General features: G+C 38.1%; 16 protein-coding genes. 4 read left to right on the top strand and 12 right to left on the bottom strand.

Going from position 1 to position 22,324, the window contains the following annotated elements:
- Nucleotides 1–76 precede the first annotated feature (76 nt).
- From CWS31_RS12825 to CWS31_RS12800, 6 genes are all read right to left on the bottom strand, one after another.
- Nucleotides 77–4,333 carry a cobaltochelatase subunit CobN gene (locus CWS31_RS12825; protein WP_101342651.1) on the bottom strand — a complete coding sequence of 1,419 codons (4,257 nt, stop codon included), beginning with the start codon at nucleotides 4,331–4,333 and terminating at the stop codon, nucleotides 77–79.
- Nucleotides 4,334–4,490: 157 nt separating this feature from the next.
- On the bottom strand, nucleotides 4,491–4,796 hold the full coding sequence (locus CWS31_RS12820) for a DUF2149 domain-containing protein (protein WP_101342650.1): 306 nt from the start codon (nucleotides 4,794–4,796) through the stop codon (nucleotides 4,491–4,493).
- Nucleotides 4,783–5,418 (bottom strand): MotA/TolQ/ExbB proton channel family protein, encoded by a 636-nt coding sequence (locus CWS31_RS12815; protein ID WP_101342649.1) that lies wholly within the window; start codon nucleotides 5,416–5,418, stop codon nucleotides 4,783–4,785. Before CWS31_RS12815 ends, CWS31_RS12820 begins: the two co-directional genes overlap by 14 nt.
- A gap of 207 nt (nucleotides 5,419–5,625) precedes the next feature.
- On the bottom strand, nucleotides 5,626–6,762 hold the full coding sequence (locus tag CWS31_RS12810) for an HmuY family protein (RefSeq protein WP_101342648.1): 1,137 nt from the start codon (nucleotides 6,760–6,762) through the stop codon (nucleotides 5,626–5,628).
- A gap of 75 nt (nucleotides 6,763–6,837) precedes the next feature.
- Nucleotides 6,838–8,886 (bottom strand): TonB-dependent receptor plug domain-containing protein, encoded by a 2,049-nt coding sequence (locus tag CWS31_RS12805; protein WP_101342647.1) that lies wholly within the window; start codon nucleotides 8,884–8,886, stop codon nucleotides 6,838–6,840.
- Nucleotides 8,887–9,310: 424 nt separating this feature from the next.
- Nucleotides 9,311–11,635: a fatty acid cis/trans isomerase gene (locus tag CWS31_RS12800; RefSeq protein WP_170252871.1), complete on the bottom strand. Its 2,325-nt coding sequence runs from the start codon at nucleotides 11,633–11,635 to the stop codon at nucleotides 9,311–9,313.
- 241 nt (nucleotides 11,636–11,876) lie between these two features.
- On the opposite strand from CWS31_RS12800, the gene CWS31_RS12795 reads away from it, so the two are divergent.
- On the top strand, nucleotides 11,877–12,494 hold the full coding sequence (locus CWS31_RS12795) for a helix-turn-helix transcriptional regulator (protein WP_101342645.1): 618 nt from the start codon (nucleotides 11,877–11,879) through the stop codon (nucleotides 12,492–12,494).
- Nucleotides 12,495–12,618: 124 nt separating this feature from the next.
- Nucleotides 12,619–13,347, top strand: coding sequence for a GGDEF domain-containing protein (locus CWS31_RS12790; RefSeq protein WP_101342644.1), 729 nt, complete (start codon nucleotides 12,619–12,621; stop codon nucleotides 13,345–13,347).
- 283 nt (nucleotides 13,348–13,630) lie between these two features.
- On the opposite strand, the gene CWS31_RS12785 is transcribed toward CWS31_RS12790, so the two are convergent.
- The 3 genes from CWS31_RS12785 to CWS31_RS12775 all read right to left on the bottom strand — a co-directional run bounded on the left by CWS31_RS12785 (nucleotide 13,631) and on the right by CWS31_RS12775 (nucleotide 16,561).
- The gene (locus CWS31_RS12785) at nucleotides 13,631–14,548 is read right to left on the bottom strand and encodes a mechanosensitive ion channel family protein (RefSeq protein ID WP_101342643.1); all 918 of its coding nucleotides are present in this window, start codon (nucleotides 14,546–14,548) and stop codon (nucleotides 13,631–13,633) included.
- Nucleotides 14,549–14,630: 82 nt separating this feature from the next.
- Nucleotides 14,631–15,782: a hypothetical protein gene (locus CWS31_RS12780; protein ID WP_101342642.1), complete on the bottom strand. Its 1,152-nt coding sequence runs from the start codon at nucleotides 15,780–15,782 to the stop codon at nucleotides 14,631–14,633.
- A 71-nt stretch (nucleotides 15,783–15,853) separates the two neighbouring features.
- The gene (locus tag CWS31_RS12775; protein ID WP_211355833.1) at nucleotides 15,854–16,561 is read right to left on the bottom strand and encodes a YceH family protein; all 708 of its coding nucleotides are present in this window, start codon (nucleotides 16,559–16,561) and stop codon (nucleotides 15,854–15,856) included.
- A gap of 285 nt (nucleotides 16,562–16,846) precedes the next feature.
- On the opposite strand from CWS31_RS12775, the gene CWS31_RS12770 reads away from it, so the two are divergent.
- On the top strand, nucleotides 16,847–17,506 hold the full coding sequence (locus CWS31_RS12770) for an NADPH-dependent FMN reductase (RefSeq protein ID WP_101342641.1): 660 nt from the start codon (nucleotides 16,847–16,849) through the stop codon (nucleotides 17,504–17,506).
- A gap of 46 nt (nucleotides 17,507–17,552) precedes the next feature.
- Here CWS31_RS12770 and CWS31_RS12765 read toward each other — a convergent pair whose 3' ends face one another.
- Nucleotides 17,553–18,548 carry a M56 family metallopeptidase gene (locus tag CWS31_RS12765; RefSeq protein WP_101342640.1) on the bottom strand — a complete coding sequence of 332 codons (996 nt, stop codon included), beginning with the start codon at nucleotides 18,546–18,548 and terminating at the stop codon, nucleotides 17,553–17,555.
- An 11-nt stretch (nucleotides 18,549–18,559) separates the two neighbouring features.
- On the bottom strand, nucleotides 18,560–19,042 hold the full coding sequence (locus tag CWS31_RS12760) for a BlaI/MecI/CopY family transcriptional regulator (RefSeq protein WP_101342639.1): 483 nt from the start codon (nucleotides 19,040–19,042) through the stop codon (nucleotides 18,560–18,562).
- Between the two features lie 125 nt (nucleotides 19,043–19,167).
- Here CWS31_RS12760 and CWS31_RS12755 point away from each other — a divergent pair, with 125 nt between their 5' ends.
- Entirely contained in the window at nucleotides 19,168–21,285 is a 2,118-nt protein-coding gene (locus CWS31_RS12755) for a TonB-dependent receptor (protein WP_101342638.1), read from the top strand.
- Nucleotides 21,286–21,384: 99 nt separating this feature from the next.
- Here CWS31_RS12755 and CWS31_RS12750 read toward each other — a convergent pair whose 3' ends face one another.
- Complete coding sequence (locus tag CWS31_RS12750; protein ID WP_101342637.1) at nucleotides 21,385–22,248, bottom strand: YicC/YloC family endoribonuclease; 864 nt, start codon at nucleotides 22,246–22,248, stop codon at nucleotides 21,385–21,387.
- Nucleotides 22,249–22,324: the final 76 nt, after the last annotated feature.

Here is a 22,324-nt window from a genome sequence, read left to right as displayed (position 1 = left end):
TAATTTTTCTGGTACATTACCAGTAAATTATCGCCATTAAGTGACTTAACGCTAATGTTAAAAGCTAAGTGAACATTTATTTCGTTATGTTTAAGCTTATACTTATAGGACGTTTTCCGCTGCGCCTTTGGTAAAAACCACCTAGAAGGATGATGAACAACATAGCGCCAAGAGCTTGCCAAACAAAGTTATCAGGCTCTACGTCATCTTGCTTGTTTTGCTTTTCAAGTTTTTGTCCTTCAACTTGCTCGGCTTCGTTGGCTTGTGCTTGCTGCGCATTTAACTCTTTTTGTTTGATTTTTTGTGCTGTCATGTCTTGCATTGTTTTAGCATTTTGCAGTGGTTGTAAACCAAAACCTGCGGCTAATTCATTGGCATGTTCACGTACTGCATCGTTCATTACAATAAGGTCGTATTTTTCAACAAGTTCAATGTATTTCTCAACAATAGACTTTAAACGTTCGTCGCTAGTTTCCCAGTAGTCTTTGCGCTCAGCTTCAAGCATACGTTCCATCATGTTGGCGAGCGCTTTCGGGTTTACTTGTTCAAACCATTCATCAAGACCCATCTCTAGCTTATCGTTTACGTAAATGTCAGCAAACTCGTCCCATTGGTCGTCACGTACAACGTCAGGGTCAACTACTTGCCAACCCCAGAAGTTGTTTAGGTTGCCCGACATAGTAACCGCGCCGCTGTAACCTTCTTTTTGCATCTCGCTGATCCAACGCTTGTGGAAGTTACGAGTACGTAATTCTTTAGCAAGCATATCTGCGGCTAATTCCATTTTTACCTTTTTGGTATTACGTAAGTTACTGATCATCATTTCAGGACTTTTGCCGTCAATATTACGAACCGCTAAGGCTAATGAACCAAAATATTCAAATGGGTCGTCTGAGGTGATCATGCCGTATAGGTTTGATGAACGTGCGAATAAGGCAACGTCAGTACCTGATAACTGTTTAGCGTAGAGGTTATCAACCTCTTCGCCCCAACGAGAGGTATCAGCACCGAAATGTTTACCCATAGTTGCTAGGTAGTTGTCAGCAATTTTTTTGTCTGTTTCCCAGGTATCACTGTTCATGATTGGGCCATCAACACCTGAGCCATAATCACCAAAAGTATTTGAGAAAATACGAATGCTTGATAAATATTCTGCTTCGTCTTCTTCTACGCCTTCGGCAACTAATTGCGCTTTAACTTTTTCGCTATTTTCTCTAATGTAATTGCGCCAAAGTGGGTTACTTTCTTCTTTTAATTCAGTCAGCTCTTTAATTGCTTTAGCAAGCATTGCCATCACGTTTGGAAATGCATCACGGTATAAACCTGTTGCAGATAATACAACATCAACACGCGGGCGTTTAAGTTCGCTGTAAGGAATTATTTCGGTACCGATTACGCGTCCGTCAGGGCTCCATTTAGGTTTAATACCCATAGCGTAAAGTGCCTGACTTTCTAGTACGCCGTAATGACGCATGGCTTCTACCGACCATAACGAGAACGCTAATTTGTCTGGGTATTGACCATGTTTTTGGTAGTAGTTTGCAATAACTTCGGTGGCTAATTCTTTACCTTGCTCATAAGCGGCTTTGGTTGGTAAGCGTGATGGATCAAAACCAATTAAGTTAAAACCTGTTGGTAGTGATGCTGGATTACGAATTGGATCACCACCATTTTTAGGGGCAATATATTGGTTATTTAAACCCGCAACTAAGTTGTCTAACTCTTGGATGCTGACAATATTTTTATAGTATTCTTGCGCTTGTAAAATGAAAGGTTTTATTTCGTCATTAAGATCGTTAAAGTCAGTGTCATTAGCATTAATAACATAGTCACGAAGTGTTTTGTAACCTGCTGTTTGTTCTAAATCTTCTTTTACAAAATGCATTAAACCATCAGAAATATCGTCATGAGTTTTGGCTTTACCTTCCTCATGTTTTTCATCACTGTGCTCATCAGCATGTTCATCACTGTGTTCACCTTTGTGCTCATCACTATGTTCGTCATTATGATGATGGTCGTGCTCGTCTTCAATCTCGTAATGATCTTTTTCAAACTCAGAAGCAACGCTTAAAAATTCAGTGCCTAGCATTTGACCTACGGTTGAAATAATTAAACGTTGCTCAGACAATTCACCAAAGCTGTGTAAACCAAGTGGTTGGTTAGAGGCCGCTAATTCTTCTAAATAGCTGTGTAAGTCTTCTAAGAAGGTATCAAAATCTTCATTAATTTGTGCTAATTCGTAGTTTAAATCTTTGCATAAGTTTTCTTTGATACAAAAGTCGATAATCTGCTGTTTGGTTTTTTCTTTTACACCACCGGTATCAATATGACGATATTGGTCTACTAAGGTATGCATATCGGCAGTTACACCTTGTAAGCCTGCTGCTGCAAATGGCGGTGTCATATGACCAATAGTTACGGCATTACCACGACGTTTGGCCTGCATAGCTTCACCTACATCATCAACGATGTAAGGGTACATAACCGGTAAAGTTCCAGTTGATAAGTTAGCACCGTCGTAACGAGATAAACCACGGTCTTTACCCGGTAAATATTCATGAGTACCGTGCGTACCTAAATGGATAAAGGCATCGCTGTTCCAATATTCGCGCGCATAAAAATACGCTGCTAAATAATAATGGTTCATCGGTATTTTAGTGTTGTGATATAGGCTTTGTTCTTTATCAGCACTGTCACCACGAGGCGGTTGACGTAAAATCAGCATATTACCGTTTTTAATACGCGGAATAATAAAGTAATGTACGCCATCGCGATTTACTACCATGAAGTTATCTTCTGGTTGTCCCCATTGTGCATTAATGCTGTCAACGGTTGCTTGCGGAATTGTCGCTAACCATGCCTTGTATTCTGGTACTGGTAATAACTCTGCTAGATCATTTTCTAATAAAGCTTCTAATTCAAAGTCACGGTAGAAAGGGTTTAAAATCGGGTCTACGCGGTCAATAAAATATTGCGCGTCTACTTTTTCGATGCTGTAGCCTTCATCGTTTAAACGGTTACTAATAGAGGCTAAACTTTCAGGCACATTTAAAAATGATGCTCCCATGTCTTGATCGCCCCAAAACATAGTTGTTAGCTTTTTATCGCTATTTGGCATTTGCGAAAGCTTAGCGTAGTTAATTGCGCGTTCTACAAGAAAATCTAATTGATAATCAATCACTTCAACTTGATGAGTGGTTTGATTCATTGCAGCAACAATTGTTGGGTCAATTGCACCTGCTGATTCAGGTAATACCAACATAAACGACATCATGCCTGGTGCTATACCTGCTTCACTTGCTTCCCATGCTTTTTGGTCGCCATCATAATAAGTTAAGGCTTGTACAACAGGTACGCCAAATTTTTCAAATTCAGCTTTACGTTTACTTGCCCAGTGAATGTTACGGAAGTTGATTATCAGATCTACGTCAGTTTTATTTGTGCTTGGGTCTAGTTGTAATAATTTTGAGTAATCGCCACTGCGCGGGCTTAGTTCAAAAAAGAACGGCACGACATAAGCACCTTTAGCTTCAAGGCGGCTAATAGTTTGGTCTACTACGGTCGTTTGTTCGGTTTCAATTGAAGCGCGTTGCATTAATAAGGCTATTTTCAATTGACCTTCTTTTGGTGCAATCCACTCTTGATAATTGGCTAAAGAGTCGCTCATTAAGTTAGGCTGATTTGGGTGATAAATACCTTGGCTTGGAAAGATAATTGGCGCTGTTACTTTAACGGTTTGTGCATCATTTAACGCCAATACGTCTTTAGCAACATAATCTAATAGGTTGGTTAAATTGGCGCGTCCAGCATTGTCCCAATAAGTGTAAACCGTGTTTAATTGCTCGGCTGTAACGTCTTTTAATCCGCCTGAAGCTGCCAAGTGAAAAGCAAGTAACTTAGTGTTAGCGCCACTTGCCGCTAACATGGCAATGCTTGGCATTATGCTTTCATAGGTTTTTACTGCAGAGTTTGCAGATACCGAGTCTAAAATCACTAGGTCGTATTGTGCAAATAGCTCTGCCGTTTTTTGGTTGTCGGTTAAAGCTTTTGACGACTTTTGACTGATATCCCAAGTAACGGTTTGGCTAGCATCTGCAGCTTTTTTTAGTAATGTTACTTTGGCTTTGTTTGAATGTCTGCCGCTAATAAATAATACTTTGGTGGTATTTTCTGCTGCAGTTGCCTCTGTTGTTGCTGTATTAGCACTGTTATCTGCAGTTGCCGCGTTAGCGGTTAGCATCAGTGAAAACATCAGACTGAATACAACACTGAGCTTAACGAGTGATCGTAAGCCCAGTGTTAATAGGTTTGATATATTATCTATAAATTTCATAAGTTACTTATTTATAAGGTAAGTGGTAAGTTAATTTGTAAAGTAAGTTTCAAGTTAAGCGTCTGTTTTTTTATTTTTTTGAAATAAATTACAACTTGAAATCAAAGTAGTTGAGCTTTGTTTACGGGGTATAGCTAAAGCTCAACTAGCAAGTTTATTACTCTGCTACATAAATGATGGAGCCGTCGGCCATTTCATACGCGGTTCCGGCTTTTTTACCGCTACCGCTGCCAGTTTTACCATCGCTTTTAAAGCTTTCGATTTTATTGCCTTTTTTAACAATAATTTCCATGTCTTCTTTGCCGGCGTTTTTGATCACAGTGACATCTTCCGCCATAAACGGGTTCATTGGATTCTGGGCAATAGCAATTAATAAGGCGGCAACCAATACTAAAAAAACATCAACTAAGTTAACGACAGAAAGTGCAGGGTTGATGCCTTCGTCTTCATCAAGCAGCCGCATTTGACGCTCCTTGAATTGACGCTTCTACCTTGTTTTTGGTATTCGTTGATTCAGATGAGTTCATCATTTGTAGAGCCTGTAATTTTGACTCTTGTAATAATGGCGTTAATGCGACTAACTCTTCGGCTAACCAACGTTTTTTAACACAGGCTATCCAGAAGGTAATTGAGGCGATAACTAAACCAAAAATTACCGCAGAAAAAGCGACGATGAGGTTTTCACTAATACCTTGAATGTTACCGTCGGCTAAACCTTTAAGTGCTGGGCCCATTGGTACCATGGTGGCAATTAAACCTAACATTGGCGCTAAACGACTTACATTACGAACACCTTCAAGTTGGGTTAGCGCATTAACGTCTAATTGGTCTTTACTTACTCTTGGGTGATTATTGGCAAGTTGCGATAGTGGGTAGCCTACTAGGTTTAACGCTTTGTTTTCACCAAGTTCGCTATTTAATAGATTATAGAATTGCTGTTGGTTTTGTTTGCGTTGAATGGTTTGCATGATGTACTGACCTGTGGCAAACAGGGAGTAGATAAACAATGCGGCAATCAAAATAAGTACCGGTGCCATAAATAGTTCAGACAATTGATACATTGCCTGTTCAAGTTGATAAATCATAGATGCTCTCGTTGCTCTTCTAAATAAGGACGATTATTGATGTTTTTACGATATTAGTGATTATAAAAATTGAAATAATAAATCATCTTCAAATGGTGTAATCACTTAATATAAAAACCATGACTAACTACATTTTTCACTACCTTAATAACTACATAGTTTGCAAAGCAGTTATCAAGGTAATTAGGTATGGTGTTGTTATACAACTTACTTCAATGCTTCTGCTCTGAATGAAATGTTGCCAGAAACGTTTTCAGCGTTGTAGTAACTTGTTAGCTGAAGTTTGTAGCTAGCAGTTGCTGTTTTGATGATGTAAACACCGTACTGAGACCAAAGTGTATGACCACCGTTTAAGCCGTATTGAGTCCAAGGTGTTTCGTCAAAAGCACGTACTGTGTATTGGTTTTCTTCAAAGTCGTAATAACGCATAGCTGCGGGGTCAATTTCAGGAAATGAATCGTCAAAATCTTGCATCGCAGTGCTATCTTCGGCAATGTTAATTTCAAAGCTTGCTTCTGTTTTAGCTTCATTACACGGTAAGCTTATGTCCCATGCATCACTCGCACTAACTACTTGACCTAATTCAAAATCAACATAAACACCGTCAAAACCTGCACAAGCAGCGGCAGCATCAACTACAAGATCGGTTTCTGTTGCCGCAAAAGCAGTATCTGCACTGGTTTGGTTGCTGTAGGTTAAGGTAATTGCAGCAATGCCATAACCTGAAGTAGAAGTAGTTAATGCGCTTGCTTTGAATTTAGAGAAAGTATCGTCAGAGTTAACAATGTAAGCATGGCTAGGATCAGCGGATACTTGATGTGTTGTTACGTTATAAGCATAAAAATCGGCGATAATACTTTTGGTTTCATCAGATTTGAACATTTCACTGTCGGTTGGTACGTCACTTAACATTACCGCTGTAAAGTCTTCTAGCTCACTCTCTGGTGTAGCGTTAAGGAATTTATCGGCAATGGCATTACCATCAGCATCGAAAAAATCACTGTTTTTATCTGTAAAGTAAACGGATACAGGCATTTCACTATCGGCGTTATTTAAGTAAACATCACTTCGACTAAAAGCTAAATCCCATTGGGTATCAGTTTTAGCTTGCTCTTTTGTTAAGCTTACTTCGCTCATTGTTTCTAAATCAAAATATACAAAGCTTGGCTCTGACACTGAACCTGTTGAATAAGGGCCGTAAATGGTTGCTTCTGTTGTTTCGTCGTCATTTAAATTAAGCTCATCTTTTATGTCGGCTTCAATTTCTTCTATTGTGTCGCTATCACAAGCGGTTAGGGCTAATGTAGCTAAGAGTGACGTTAAAACTAATGATTTGTTATTCATGTTAAATTTCCTAAAATGTTTAAGTTGTTTATAAAATTATGGTGTACGATATTTGTTATGTTTTTTACTCAGTTATTAGAGCTGGTAAGTTATCCCAAGTGATACAAAACGGCTGCTAACAGGTCTAGCATCAAATAATTGGTTGTTTACAGCACTAGTGTCTTGATGTTGATTTAATAGGTTGTCTAAGGTTAAGCGCCATGAAAAATGTTTAGTTAGTTGTTGGCTAATTTTAAAATCGACAGTAAACCAACCATTATTTAAGGTGCCATTTTCGTAGTTTTCAGCGGGTATCGCTTCACCCTTTTGGTACACTAAATACAGCATGCTGTTGATGTTAAAACGACTAGGCGTGTAACCTATATTGGCTTTAATTTGGTGAGTAGGGCGTCCTTCTAGGCGTATACCTTCATCGTCTTTGGCACTTAAATAACTGTAGTTAAGTTGGCTTACCCATTGTGTGTATGTTGCGCCTATCGACCAGTCGAAGCCTTTTAAAATAGCTTGGTCGATATTGGTATAAACCGAGATATCTAAATCTTCGATAATAGATCGCTCTGGATCGACTTCGGTATCAATTAACCCTTCTGCTTGGGTGTAATAAATATTAAGGTCACTACTCAAGTCAAAACTACCCATAAAGCTATCTTTAAAGCTGGTCTCAAAGGTAAGTGATGTATTGGCGGTTACCGAAGTTTCAGGTGTTAAATCGTCGCTACCGTAAACTTTGTAACCAAGGGAGCTGTGATCAAATTGGTAGTAGCGCTCTTTTAGTGTTGGTACGCGGTAACCTTGACCAATGCCGTAACGCCATTTTAGTTTGTTTTTATCGCTGAGTAAGTCATTCATACCGCTAACACGCAACGCCGAATAAAACCCAAAATCAGAATCTTGTTGTACGCGTAAGCCTAATAAATATTGACTGTTTTTATTAATCCAGTTCAGTTGGCTAAAAGCTTCAGCACTTTCTTTACTGGTAGCAGGAACCTCTTTGCTACCGTCAGATCGCTTTGTTTGTTCTAATGTGTCTTGATGCAATAAGCCACCAGAAACAACTTCTAAACTGTCAGTTGACCAAATGTACTTGCCATTTAGTTCATATAAACCAATGTCAGCATCGCGTAAACTACCGCTACGACCACTGGCTTCTACATGTTGCATTATGCGGCTGTTTATTTGCCATTGGCGCTGTGTTTTGGTGTGTGGGTTGGTTAACTCATTGCTGAAATCAAGGTCAAGTTGTTGCTGTTTTACTTCCGAAACATAAGTTTCTAAGGTACTTTGCCCTGCAATTCGTCCAGTATTTTTACTTTTACTCTCTTCAAAGAATTGATAGGCAATTGATGTTTCAACTGTGCTGATTTGTCCTGAAGTAGAAAAGTTAATGAAGGTTTTGTCTAAATCGCCTGCAGGGGTTGAGCTATGGTCGTTATCATAATCAAAACCAGGGTATTGTTTTGCTAATGCGCTAAGTTGATAACGCCAACCCGCAGCATACAGTGTTCCACCTAAACGTAGTTGCTGTGCGTAAGGATCATCTTCAATAGCATTTTGCGTGTAACTACCAATTTGATAGCCGATGTTAAATTGATTAGTCTCGGGTTTGTTAGTGATGATATTAATAACGCCGCCCATAGCAGAGCTGCCCCACATTACCGATGACGCGCCACGAATAACTTCAATTTGTTTGATGTCTTGCGCACTAATTTGGTCAAGGTCAACCGCGGCGCCTGTTGGCGAAATTAATGGTTGGCTATTTAATAATATAAGTACGTTATCGCCGTCAAACCCTTGCATTTGAATGTTGTAACCATCTTTAGCGTTACGAGTAACCACAACACCGGGAATAAAATTAAGAGCTTGAGCAATAGTACCTTGAGTTAGTAAGCCTACTTGCTCTTGGTCGATAACTTCTACTTTAACAGGAGAGTTAGATAATAGTTTTGGTGTACGAGTGCCTGTGACAACAATGACTTCGTTGGCTTTATACTTTTTCGATGTTAATTCTTTCTTGAGAACAGTGGACTCAGTAGGTTCTGAGGCTTCAGCGTTAGCAATATTTACAACAAACCCGCTAACAGCAAAACTTAAAAAAGAACTAATAGCTAAACACTTAATAGCCATATTTATACACCTGGTTACTCGTTAATAACAATGATTATCATTTGCGCGTAAGATACATCAAAACAAATGAGATCACGAGTGATAACCATTCGCATTAGTGTTTATTTTTGGTGGGGAGTACAATTTATAGTAGTTTCAGAATGTTAGGATATTTATTTTAAACAAAGAAAAATTGCTCAAATAAAGTACCAATTGAAATAATAAATAAATCATCTTCAGATGCTATAAAGCATATATTTAATTGGATTTGCACTAATAGTTGAGATATAAAATTAGTTGAGATAAAAATTAGTTGAGACAAAAAAGCGGTTGACTGCCTTAACAATCAACCGCTTTTTAGGTTGTGGTTTTCACTTGTTTTCTACTGTTTTTTCAATTGATTTTTAAGTTAACTTTTCAATCAACTTGACCGTAAATGAATAAATTAACGATCTTCTAAGCGATTGAAATCAAGTATCCCAGCTGATTTAGGCTGATTAGCTTTATACCAAATAAGCAATTGGTCTGCATACGACCAAAAATCAGCACTAGTACGGCGTACCCCAAATTGGTCTTTAAGTTCGCTGTAGTCTTGCTCTGTTTTTATACTTGTTAAGGCGCTTACAAATTGATCAAGTTGTGATTTGTTTACTTGAAAGAAGGCATTAGGATAATTACCAACAATACCACGTAAAACAGCTAAAGTATCTTCGCTAGGATCAAGGCGGTCATCTTCAAAAAACAGTCCTGCAACATTGGTATGTGCGGTATTGTTAATTAAAGAGTAAACCTGATTTTTATCACCATCACTGACCATTACAAAACTTACTTGTGCTAATAAATGTACATTGATATTAGGTATTTTACGTAAGCCCGCCATAACCTTGTCAGTGTTATCTTCAGGTAATGAGCTTAAATTATAAGTGCTCACTTGTGCATTATGTGTATATTCGCCGACTAGTTTAAAGAATTCTTTTTCAGGATCTGTGGTTTTAAAATCGATACCTGTTTGAGGTGTCTGATAAAACTCATCTGAGAAAATATAGTCTTTAATTTCATCATTAGTACCTACATACCAAGATGCATGTATTGCTTCACGTTGTGCTTTAGGTAAAAACATAATGAAATTACTTTCTGCTTCCATTCGTAAAAAGTCCATGTATAAGCGCGTTTCTAGTTGATGGCTTACGGTGCCATAAACATCAAAACCAGCGACTAATAAGTAATGAATACGTTCTAGTAATGGATAGCTGATCACCCAAGCTGTTTTAGGTGTTGGTCCAACAAAACCTTTTACCACAGTAGCGCTATTAAAGTGTCTGAATACAGTTAATGTTGCATTAGGATTGCCATTACCTGACCAAATTAAATCAAGGTTTATTTCATTCTCATCTAAATTGAGTTTCTCCAAATAATTTAATTTATTCTTAATGTATTCTTTTTGATCTTTAGCATATTGGCGCCAGTACCATATCGGTAAGGTCTCATTACTGCTGCCTGCAGGTAGCTGTAATAAGTTAACATTATCATTGAGAAATGTTTCAGTTTTAAAGCGATTAAAACTATCTGGGTTTAGAAAAAATACCCAGAAGTTATCTTCAATAACATTTAATGCAGTTTGACCACGACAAACAGGACCTTTGATAAAATTCATTATCGAGAACTCTGCTTGGTCTAATAAAAATTGGTAGCGAAATTTATCGGGTATCGCGGCAAAAGTTTTAAAAGGATTCGACGCATTAATAAGTTCATAGTCAGGTAGGCTAGTTACCGCATAATCTGGTTTATAGAACAATTCTGTGATGCGTGTGAACTTGGCGTCACCAAAAGGATACGGCATATGACGTTTAACAATAACAGTGTCGGTATGTTTAATCAGTCGATAGAACACGTCTGGTTTATTGAGAGTCGGTTGAGTTTTGCCGTCTGCATACGGAGATGAAAATGGGCGACGGCTAGTAATAAGATCTACTGGTTCGCCGCTAGGCGTTCTTGAACGTACTAACTTAAAGTAGCTTGTTTGTGGCTCATCAAAATATAAATTGGCTAGGTATAAATGCTCATATATATAACGCGCGATTAACTGTTCTTTAGGTGATGTACCATTGAGTAATTTTTCCCAACGAGCAATCATTGCTTGTTCTTGTGCATTTGGTGGAATAGGCGCTGGCATAACAGCACCTAGGGCTATCCAATCAGTTAATTCTGTATGTTCAGCTGTTGATAATCCTGGTAGCGCATAAGGCATGCCACCAAGTGGATAATCATTTTTATAATCTTCAAACTCTTCTATGGTCGCGCATTCTTGGCTTCTATTAAGTGAAATATCAAAGTTATCACCGAGTAATTTACTCTTTGGTAATGGATTTTGCTGTTTTAATTGTAACATTTGATAAAACAGACTTGCTTGAGTGTTAGCTTGCTCTGTTTGGTTGCGCTCATTAAGAATAGGAAAAAAACCTTCTTTACGTAATGCGTTTAAATCATGAGCAGTTAACCCTGGGATATCACTAATGTTTTCAGTAACCTTGGCATTTTTAAAGCGCTCTACACCATAAATTTGTGCTTTACTAGCACCGCGTTCAATACCTGCGCGACTTTCCATTTTTAATTGACATGGCGCGTCATAACAACCATGACAAACCACACAACGATTTTCGATAAGTGGCTTGATGGTGTCATTAAAATGCATTGTTTGTATAGCTGTTGCTTTAGGTTGATCGAGCCTATTTTCAACATTGCTAACGCCATAAAGTTTATCAAATTCCATGACACCTAAAGTGGCACAACCGGATAAAAATAGAAAAATTAAAAGCCAATGAAACTTGCGCATGAAAACCTTAAATATTGAAATGATAACAATTAGTGGTGAATTTTAAGCTATATTGAGAATTACTTAAAGTTGTTATGTTGTACTAGGGTATGTTTATCTTTTGAGATTGTTTTTGCAACGCATTACGAGTGTAAAATACCTAGCAATAAACTCAGTCATTATTTTGAGCAAATACCTAATGAAAACCCAAGAAAAAATTATTCAGTTATTAAAAACCCAAGGGCCATTAACCGCAAAATTAATGGCCCAAGAGTTAGGTTTTACCACTATGGCCGTACGACAGCATGTGCAAGGGTTGGAAGATTCTGGTGATGTGATATTTAAAGATGAAAAAGCGCCAAGGGGCAGGCCTACACGCTCTTGGTCTTTAACTGCGCAAGGAAATAGTCGTTTTGCCGATCGCCATGATAAATTATCGGTAGCATTAATTGGTTCTATAATTAGCTTATTTGGTGATGACGGTATGGAAAAAATTATTACCCGTCAAGCAGAGCAAGAAAAATCGAATTATCAGTTAGCTTTGGCCGACAGGTACGGTATTGCAGAAAAGCTGCAAACCTTAGCTAGATTAAGGAGTAGTGAAGGGTTTATGGCCGTAGTTGAAAAGCATGATGGCGTATTTTGGTTAATTGAAAATCATTGTCCTATTCGCGCCGCAGCGACTAAAAACCACAGTTTTTGCCAATCAGAATTAGAGATATTTCAATGGCTGTTTACTGATATTGCCAACGTAACACGAGATAGCCATATTATTACAGGGGCTAGGCGCTGTGCTTATAAAATAGTAGCCATATAACTACTATGGCGCATAATGGGTGTAACGCATAATCAGAACAATATTGATTGTAAACTACTCGCATTTAGCTCGTTTTTAGTTAATGATAGTAAGCTTATACATTACTGTGGGCTAACGGCTAACAATGTTACATTATAAATACTTACATCGAAGTGCTTTTACTAGTGATGCTTTATGGTTACTTGGCATAAATGCTGTATTTTTTATTTGCTTTATTTATTTTGACACCTTTGAGTGGTTAGTTGGTTTTGTTGACGCACATGAATATTTAGAGCTTGATGAATTATTACCCTTAGCAGCTACTTTGACGTTAAGTCTTGGTATTTTTACCTACCGCCGATTAGTAGAGTTAAGCCAAGTAACTAAAGCTTTTGAAGAATTGTCAAAAAGAAACCCACTCACTTACGCTTTAAATAGACGAGCAGGCCAGGCGATATTACATCGTCGTTATTCTAAAGCGATACAAACAGGCGAGGGGTTTAGCTTGCTACAGTTAAACCTAGATAATTTTAAACGAATTAATGACGCTTATGGGCCAAGTGTTGGTGACGAACTATTAATTAGTTTAGTGGTGATTATTCAAAAAAACATCCCTGACAAAGTAAAACTCATTCATTGGCATAGTGATAATTTTATTCTCGTTTTACCTAATGATATACAATCACCGTTTGAACTTGCCAATAATTTACGTGAAATTATCGCTAATCAGCTTTTCACCACCGACACCATCACTTGCAGCATGGGGCTTGCTACTTGGCAAAAAGGATTAACTTTGCAAGACTTGTTGCATAACCTTGAAGATGCACTGTTTGACGCTAAAGCCGCAAATAAAAATACCGTTAAGATCGCTTAACGGTATTGGTGTATTCATTGCAGATTTATTTTTATTCAGGCATTTACGCATTTAATCGAATGCGTATTTAGTCCGAACTCAAGTTATTTAACCTGAACTCGGGATAATGAATATGTATAACCTAATAATATCAATTAGTTATTGTTACACCTCTACAATAGTTTTAATTATTCGTAGTTCAAGGCGAGAAAACGAAGCCAATAACTGGTTATTGGGAGTTTTCACAACGCAGAAATACGCATAATTAGCGCTGTTGTAGCATTTTGCTTATCTCGAATTCAAGTTATTTAACTTGATTATCAATAATATGAATATCTTGTTGCGGGAAAGGAATAGTAATTTTTTCTTGCTCAAACGCTAAGTAAATAGCTTTATACGCCGCATATTTTATCGAATATAAATTATTGGTTGGTATCCAAAGTCTAATGCCAATAGTAATAGCACTATCGGCAAATTCATCAATACCAACCTGTATGCGAGTTTTATCGGTATATATATCAAGGCTTGATAAAGTGTTTTCAATAAGGGTAACAGCGTCTAACGGGTTATCTTGGTATGACACACCAACAGACAATTTTAATAAGCTGTCTTTTTGCGAGTTTAGCATTACTTCACCCACTATGTGTTTATTAGGAATGGTGATTAACGCGCCGTCTTCATCTTTAAGTAGAGTAAAACCCAATCTTACTTCTTGCACTATACCCGTCACCCCAAGTATTTCTATGGTGTCGTCAACCACAAATGGGCGGGTCATAATAATATTAAAACCTGCAGCATAGTTAGATAATAAACCTTGTAAAGCCAATACAGCACCAAAAGATGCAGCGCCAATGGCGGCAACTAATGGGGTAACACTAATTCCTATTTTACTTAACACAATAACCACCACGACCATCATTACTATGATTTTAGTCAGGCTGGCAACAAAATGACTTAAAGTAACATCAAGGTTTTTCTTTTCACAAAGCTTTAAAACGCCTTTTGCAACTTTACCAGCAAGGTAGAAGCCAAATAAAAATATAAAAAAGGCGCCTACTAATTGAAAACTGTATTGTGTAAAAAAATCGATCGCTATTTGATAAATTTTATTAGCATATTCTATTTCGGTCCGTAAGAGCTCGGCTGGAAGTTCCGCAGCGTCTTTGGCGGTATCAGTAAGAGTTGTAGTGAGGCTCTCAGTATTATTGGCTTTATCTGACATGAGTTGTTCCGTTTAAGTGTAGCTATAGGATATGAACCGCCAAATATAAAACCTGGCAGTGGTAAGGTAAATGGTATTTGTTTTAGAAGCGATAACCTAATTGCATCATAAATTGCTGTCTATCACTAAAGGCAAAACTTGTTTCAGCGATAAGTGCCCATTCTTCTGAGATGTTCCATTGGCCACCAATAAGATAGTTCAATGGCGAGCTTACTTCTTGGTCTATAAGTATAATTACCTTGGGAGCTTCAGGTGATGATATTTCAAGTTGTTGTTTTATATCTTGCTTCATAGCGCCTACCCAAAATTGACCATGGTAACTATTAATTTTTCCATTCCAGCCTATACGGGCAGAATAAACTGTTTGTTTAGTATTTTTTACGGCAATATTAATATCTGCTTGGGTGAAGTTAACATCAAACATACCAAAAAAATCACCATAACCTCCCGCAATGGTGGTGCCATAACCTGTGACGGTTCCGTGATAGTTTAAACGAGTTGGATAGCCACTGTTCGTCACTAAACAGTTACCGGGTGCAGGTCCTGAGTATGGTAAATCAATACTGTTACAGCGCTTTTCGGCTGCGCCATTGCCAATATTAGCAGCGGTTAATATTAACGTAGGTATTTCTAAATCAACTTCTAATTCAAGATTTGCTTCGCCTTGTACTTTACCTAGCACACCATAAACATTCCAAAAGGGTAAAATCCACGCGTCTAAGCGCAAATTATAGGCGGTATTGGTTACTATAAGGTTTTTAGCTTCAATAGATTCGTCAATTAAATCATTTATTCTTTCATTAGGTTTTCCGTCAATTTCTAAAGCAATGTTATTAACAGTAAAAGGTTGTTTTTGTGTTAAACCAATAACCGAAATCCCCATTGGCAGCGGCAGTACATAACCTGCTTCACGGGATTTTTCTCCTAGAATAGGTAAAAAATCTGTCCATCTTTTTTTCGCGGGTAAAGGTTTAGGGTCAACCGACTCATAAGCAATATTGGATTTAGGATTCTGTCTTTGCTTAACTTGTTGCTTATATGTTTCATTGGCAGTTATTGCACTACAAAATTGAGCGCACTGTTTTTGTTGCCCCGCAGTTAGGGTAATTGCAGGCTCATTATTTTTATCAGCAACGGAGATTTGCTCTTCTTTAATTTTTGTTGTTTCCGCGTTTACCGACGTAGAGAGTAACGAAAAAATAAAAAAGCTTAGTAACAGTAAAGAGTTACCCATAAGGCTTAGAGTTCCATCATATATTTTGTAGCGTATTTTATACTGTTATACATTATGCGCCCAGCGACTTATTAATAAGTGTCATTCAATGTATTTAAGCGGGTTAATTTTTCAGTAAGTAGTGCTACTTGCTGCTCTAACTCGGTCACTCTTTGGTTAAGTTGGTCATGACTTGTTGCTGACGTTCCTGTTTCTGGTGTCTCTGTAGGCGTGTCAACATCAGTTGCTGTTAGCACATTTTCAAAATTCGTATCAATATTATAGTCGTCACTTATTTCAGTTAATAAATGTATATAACGAGACTCACGTTTACCTGGTTCTCGGGCAAGCTTTTTAATTAAGCATTGACCATTTAATTCCGCTAATTGCGCTAATGTGGCTTCAACTTCACTTACATCAGAAAAGTCAGCTAGACGGTTAGTACGGGTTCTTAGCTCGCCAGGAGTTTGCGGCCCTCTAAGTAATAACACACAAATAATAGCTCGTTGTTGTGGCGTAAATTTTAAATTGCCGAATTCAGTGTCACAAAAACGATGGAAATATTTATTAACGCGAGTTGAGGCTTTTGTATCAACCATCAGCTGGTTCATGTGTACCAATTCATCAACAATATTTTGCACATCACTTTCGGTTAGTGACATCACAGGCTCACGATTACTTTTTTGATTACAACCTGTAGTAATACCGTTTAACGATAAGGGGTACTGCTCTGGCGTGGTGGTTTCTTTTTCTAACATTACGCCAATAACGCGGCATTGCTCTTGGGAAAGTGTGATCATGATGAAAATATCCTTAAAATAGAATGCAAATGTTATGATGTTATAACACAAGGTAGTATTTCGATAACTAACCTGAGCTCGGTTTAAGAGATTTTAATTAATTGAATAGACTAATAAAAACATTATTCTTCGGCTCTAGCTAGATAATTATTCTTAATTCAAGGCAAATTTCGCGTCAATAGCAAGGCTATTGCAAGTAAATTTAACGATGAAATCAGGATAATTAACTGCTAGAGAAAGATTTATTAATCCGAGTTCAGGTTAACTAACAATAGGTGTTCAATGATGAAATTTCTCGTCTTTTTAGGTACAGTGCGTGAAAGTACCCCTCCAAAACCTGCGCGTCTTGGTTTACGTGTAGCAAAAGCATGTATGCAATGTTTAAAAGAGCGTTATAGCGATCATGAAATAGAATTAATAGACCCGCTTGATTACCCGTTAGAAACTATTTTCAAACCGCAATTTTCTTATTTACCAGGTAAAGCCCCTGCACCATTAAATAGCTTGGCAGATAAAATAGCTGCCGCAGATGGCTTTGTTATGATCAGCCCAGAGTATAATCACTCAATGAGCCCAGCATTAGCGAACTTACTTAATCATTTTGGAAGTTCTTTGTTCTCATATAAACCAAGTGCTATTGTCACTTATTCAGCAGGGCAATGGGGCGGAATGCGCGCCGCGGTTAATATGCGAACCTACCTTGCCGAGTTAGGCTGTTTACCCGTTTCAGCAATGATTCATATCCCTAAAGCACAAGAAGTTTTTACTGAAGATGGCTCAATGCAAGTAGGTGAAGAACAAGCATCTTGGTTTGATTATTTAGGTAGAACTTTTAATCAACTGACTTGGTGGGCACAGGCGACTAAAGATCACCGCGAAGTAGTTAATCCGCATAATATGGTTGGCGATTTCACCAAAACACCAACTGAGCGAAATGCGCCTTAGCTAATGCCTCAGTTAAGGATATCGTCGAGCACTATTGATTAGCGGTTTAGCTTAACCAAAAGTGATCTAACCCTAAGTGATATATCATGGTGAAGATCACTACTTGGCTGAATAAAAGTCCACAGACAATCATTAGCGTGATACTTTTATTGCTTTGCTTTATGGGGTGATTTAAAAAGTTAATACGTTGACGTACTTCCTCTCCATCATACCCATGTACAGCGCTTTTCTGATTAGTTTGCGTGGTATTTTGTTTAGCATATGAGTTAGTTATAGTGGGCTCTTTAGCTAACCCTGCATATTTTTCAATGGTATTAATTACTTGAGTAGAACTAGATACTTCATTGGCGGCATATAAATCACATGCTTGCTCGCAAGCGAGATTAAAATCATAACGAAGTTGAGCTTTATTCGTTAACCAAACTTTACTTAGCCACAGAAGAATCAATTTACGCAGATTATCATGTTGAAAACCATGACAGACCTCATGCGCAACCACCACGTTCAACTCATCAGTTGTTAAAGCTGATTTCAAACCTTGCGATATAAATATTTTAGTTCGCCACAAACCTGCATTCCAAGCAACTAAAGTAGGGTTATCAATAATTTTGTAATTTGTATCACTAACTACGTTAGATAATTTATCTAACGTTGTTAACTGTTGTTGATAACGCTGTAAATTGAAGTAAAAAGTGAGTATTAAGGTGATTATGATAAGTGTCGATAAAATGGCGAAACCGCCACCAATAACTGAATGTAAAGCAACAGAAGGGGAGTGCGAACTACAAACACCATCATGACAATGTTCTGGAATAATGAGAGTCGAGAGCGAAGGGAATACGAGTAAAGTTGTGCTCCATAAGCCAACAACAGGCGCCAATAAAGCATAAATAAAAATAGCTGCTGCCCGAGATGCCCCTGAAAAATGTTGTATTAACGCATAGCAATAACGATAGCTAAAGGCACTAATCAAAGACGATATTAAGGTGATTGTGAAAAAGGCGAGTAGTGCTTCAATATAAGGGGCGATTGTGAAAAACATAACTTATGAGTCTAATCTTTTGACTTATCGGTAGTCTTTATGTCGGGTTCAGCGTGCAAGGTTTTTAACTCATCCATTACAGACTGTTTATTTTCTTTTGTTTCGTTTGATAAAAACTTCAAAAAGCCAGAAATCATTGGCGACATATCACCTTGCGCTAACTCATTAGTAATATCACTTAACAAATTATGAATAATGTCACTTTTACTGATCGCCGCTTGATAAAAATACGCGCGGCCCTGTTTTTTTCGCAGTAACACATTTTTACGGTGTAATCGCTCAATAGTACTTTGTACGGTATTTAAGCTGATGGTTGAGTTAGGTAGTTTTTCAAGAATTTGCTGTGCAGAAAGTGCTGGTTCCGTTTGTTCGTTCCATAAAGTTTCAAGTACCGCTAATTCCCGCTCACCTAATACGGGTGTCGAAGATGCTTGTCTTTTTATACCTAGCCAGCCAATAAGACCGCCATTTTTAGAAGCAATTTTTGAAACCATGTAAAACCGACCTATTCTCGGTATTCATATCTGTTGATACGCTAATCATAACTAATTCAATATTTTATTTGAAACAACAAAAAATAACATCACTTTTCAACGTTTTTCTCTTTACAGGAATAGAAATGAAACGAGCATTTTGTAGTAGCTTCTTATTATTATCAACACTAGGTCAGGCCAATGAACTAGTTGGTTCGGAAAATCATCATGACCATACAGTAGGTAATACAGTAGGTAATACAGTGGGTAATGACGTAGAACAAATAACGGTTACCGGGCGAAATACTAATTTACTTGGCTCTGCTATTTCAGCTTCTCAAGGCATAGTCGGGCAAGAAGAAATTGCCATAAGACCTTTATTAAAAACCGGTGATGTACTTGAGTTGGTACCCGGTATGGTAGTTACTCAGCATAGCGGTACAGGCAAAGCTAATCAGTATTTTTTAAGAGGTTTTAACCTTGATCACGGTACTGACTTTTCTACCTTCATTGATAGTATGCCAGTTAATATGCGTACTCATGGTCACGGCCAAGGCTATACAGATCTTAACTTTATTATTTCGGAAACGATTGAATCCCTAAGTTATAAAAAGGGCGCTTATTACGCCGAAGTGGGTGACTTTAGCAGTGCAGGTAGCGCCGAAATGTTCACCCTTGATAAAACAGAAAAAGGTTTTGTTGAGTTAACTTTGGGCGAAAATGATTACGCACGCTTAGTTAATCAAGACAGCTTTAATGCCGCAGGCGGTGATTGGCTTTATGCGTTAGAACTAAATACTAATGATGGCCCATGGACAGATATCGACGAAGATTTAAGTAAAGTTAACGTATTACTCAAGCATACACGTCGCTTAAATGACGGTGATTTTAACGTAACCTTTATGGGCTATGACAACAGCTGGAACAGCGCTGACCAAATACCAACACGCGCGGTGGATAGCGGCATAATTGATGAGCTTGGCTCGTTAGATGAAACCGTAGGTGGTGAATCAAGTCGTTACAGCTTAAGTACGTCATGGGAAAATGATAATTTTTATGTGTCAGCTTATGCTATTGGCTATGACATGACGCTTTGGTCGAACTTCACCTACTATTTAGAAAATGAAACCAACGGCGATCAATTTGAACAACGTGATGAACGTAATATTTACGGCGGTACATTCAGGTATATACAAGACAACAAATTCTTCGGTAAACCAATGAACAACCTGTTTGGTTTAGATCTTCGTTATGACGATATTGCTGAAGTGGGTTTGTATCATTCGCAAGACAGACAACGTTTAGAATCAATACGTAGTGATCAAGTTGATGAGTTAAGTATCGGTTTATACTGGCAAAATGAAATTGAATGGAACAATAAATTCCGTACCGTATTAGGGTTACGTTACGACTATTACAGCTTTGATGTTAACACGTTAATTGATGAAAATAGCTACGGCACTGACTTAACTCAAAATGACGGCAAAGATAATGACGGAATATTGTCTGCTAAAGCTAGCATTATTTACACACTTAATGATGAATGGGAAAGCTACTTCTCTATTGGCCAAGGCTTCCATTCAAACGATGCCCGCGGCACTACTATTGAAGTAGATCCTATTAGTGGAGATTCAGTAGAAAGTGTTGACCCACTGGTTGCCTCACTAGGTTATGAAATTGGTTTACGAGGTTTTATCACCGACCGCTTAAATACCTCAATTGCCTTATGGCATTTAGAGCTAGATAGCGAATTACTCTTTATTGGAGATGCTGGCGGCACAGAAGCAAGTCGTGGCTCAGATCGCCAAGGAGTAGAATTAACCGCTTACTACCATATTTCAGATATTTGGACGGCTGATTTAGAATACGCCTACACCAACGCAGAATTCAGTGACTTTAGTATTGAAGGCAATGAAATTCCCGGCGCAATAGACCAAGTGGTTCAAGCTGGCGTTAGTGCAGTATATGACAATGGTTGGTTTGGTAATGTCAGAGTACGTTACTTTGGCGAACGCCCATTAGTTGAAGATGGTTCAGTTACCTCAGAGCCAAGTACCGTAGTGAACATGCGAGCGGGTTATGAAGTAAATGATTGGGTATTCAAAGTAGATATTTTCAACCTACTTGATAGCGATGACCACGACATAGATTACTACTACGGCTCACGTTTAAGCTCTGATCCTAGTGGCGAAGGTGTTGATGATATTCACTACCACGTACTTGAACCAAGAACGGTTAGATTATCGGTTTCTTATCAGTATTAATGTTTGTGGGTTAAATATATAAGCGTTTAACTCCATCGTTAAAAACTAAAAAACCTCGTATAACGAGGTTTTTTAGTTACAAGAACAATTAATAATTTACTATTCAATATTGGCAATTTGCTCGCGCATTTGTTCAATTAAAACTTTCAATTCAACCGCGCTGGCGGTGATGTCGGTGTTAATTGATTTTGAGCCAAGGGTATTCGCTTCGCGATTAAACTCTTGCATCATGAAGTCTAAACGACGACCTTGAGCGCCACCTTTATTTAAGATTTTCTTGGTTTCGCTCACATGGCTGTTTAGGCGATCAAGCTCTTCGGCTACATCCATTTTTTGCGCAAGTAACACTAGCTCTTGTTCAACTCGGCCTGAGTCTAAATCTATTTTTGCATCGGTGAATTTTTCAATAATTCGGTTACGTTGCCATTCAATCACTTCAGGCATGTATGTTTGTACTTTGTCTGCCTCGGCTGAAATTGCATCAAGACGTTGTTCAATCATGACTTTAAGGTTTTCACCTTCGCTGGCGCGAGCAGCTATGAAGTCTTTAAGCGCTTGGTCAAACGCGGCAATTAATTCCGCTTGAATAGCTGACATGTCAGCTTCTGGAGATTCCATAACACCTGGCCAGCGCATTACTTCAAGCGGGTTTACTTGACTGTTAAGTGTTTGTTCATTAATCCAGTTGGCGTGTTCGATAAGTTGTAGTGCTAATTTTTCGTTTAAGGCTAGTTCACCTTTGCTTTCAACATTAGCGTTAAAACGTAAGTTACATTCTACTTTGCCACGATTAAGTTGTTTACGAAAACGTTCGCGTAAAACAGGCTCGATGCCACGAAATTGTTCAGGCAGGCGGAAATAAGTTTCTAAAAAACGTTGATTAACTGAGCGTATTTCCCAAACTGCGTTACCCCAGTCACCTTTAATTTCTACGCGTGAAAACGCTGTCATGCTGTAAATCATAGTTAATACCCAAACAAAAAAGTTATTATAAAGTAAATAAATTGTTTGGGATTATGCCTGATCTTAGTGCGCCTAG

It is taken from the genome of Colwellia echini (assembly GCF_002843355.2).
GTDB lineage: Bacteria > Pseudomonadota > Gammaproteobacteria > Enterobacterales > Alteromonadaceae > Colwellia > Colwellia echini.
Note: the sequence above shows the minus strand (reverse complement) of the source record. Positions and strands in the feature narration are given on the sequence as shown.

Bases quoted from the DNA above. Each gene is read 5' to 3' on its own strand.
- CWS31_RS12825 (WP_101342651.1), bottom strand. From the start codon at position 4,333: ATGAAATTTATAGATAATATATCAAACCTATTAACACTGGGCTTACGA.
- CWS31_RS12820 (WP_101342650.1), bottom strand. From the start codon at position 4,796: ATGCGGCTGCTTGATGAAGACGAAGGCATCAACCCTGCACTTTCTGTC.
- CWS31_RS12815 (WP_101342649.1), bottom strand. From the start codon at position 5,418: ATGATTTATCAACTTGAACAGGCAATGTATCAATTGTCTGAACTATTT.
- CWS31_RS12810 (WP_101342648.1), bottom strand. From the start codon at position 6,762: ATGAATAACAAATCATTAGTTTTAACGTCACTCTTAGCTACATTAGCC.
- CWS31_RS12805 (WP_101342647.1), bottom strand. From the start codon at position 8,886: ATGGCTATTAAGTGTTTAGCTATTAGTTCTTTTTTAAGTTTTGCTGTT.
- CWS31_RS12800 (WP_170252871.1), bottom strand. From the start codon at position 11,635: ATGGAATTTGATAAACTTTATGGCGTTAGCAATGTTGAAAATAGGCTC.
- CWS31_RS12795 (WP_101342645.1), top strand. From the start codon at position 11,877: ATGAAAACCCAAGAAAAAATTATTCAGTTATTAAAAACCCAAGGGCCA.
- CWS31_RS12790 (WP_101342644.1), top strand. From the start codon at position 12,619: ATGTTACATTATAAATACTTACATCGAAGTGCTTTTACTAGTGATGCT.
- CWS31_RS12785 (WP_101342643.1), bottom strand. From the start codon at position 14,548: ATGTCAGATAAAGCCAATAATACTGAGAGCCTCACTACAACTCTTACT.
- CWS31_RS12780 (WP_101342642.1), bottom strand. From the start codon at position 15,782: ATGGGTAACTCTTTACTGTTACTAAGCTTTTTTATTTTTTCGTTACTC.
- CWS31_RS12775 (WP_211355833.1), bottom strand. From the start codon at position 16,561: ATGATCACACTTTCCCAAGAGCAATGCCGCGTTATTGGCGTAATGTTA.
- CWS31_RS12770 (WP_101342641.1), top strand. From the start codon at position 16,847: ATGAAATTTCTCGTCTTTTTAGGTACAGTGCGTGAAAGTACCCCTCCA.
- CWS31_RS12765 (WP_101342640.1), bottom strand. From the start codon at position 18,548: ATGTTTTTCACAATCGCCCCTTATATTGAAGCACTACTCGCCTTTTTC.
- CWS31_RS12760 (WP_101342639.1), bottom strand. From the start codon at position 19,042: ATGGTTTCAAAAATTGCTTCTAAAAATGGCGGTCTTATTGGCTGGCTA.
- CWS31_RS12755 (WP_101342638.1), top strand. From the start codon at position 19,168: ATGAAACGAGCATTTTGTAGTAGCTTCTTATTATTATCAACACTAGGT.
- CWS31_RS12750 (WP_101342637.1), bottom strand. From the start codon at position 22,248: ATGATTTACAGCATGACAGCGTTTTCACGCGTAGAAATTAAAGGTGAC.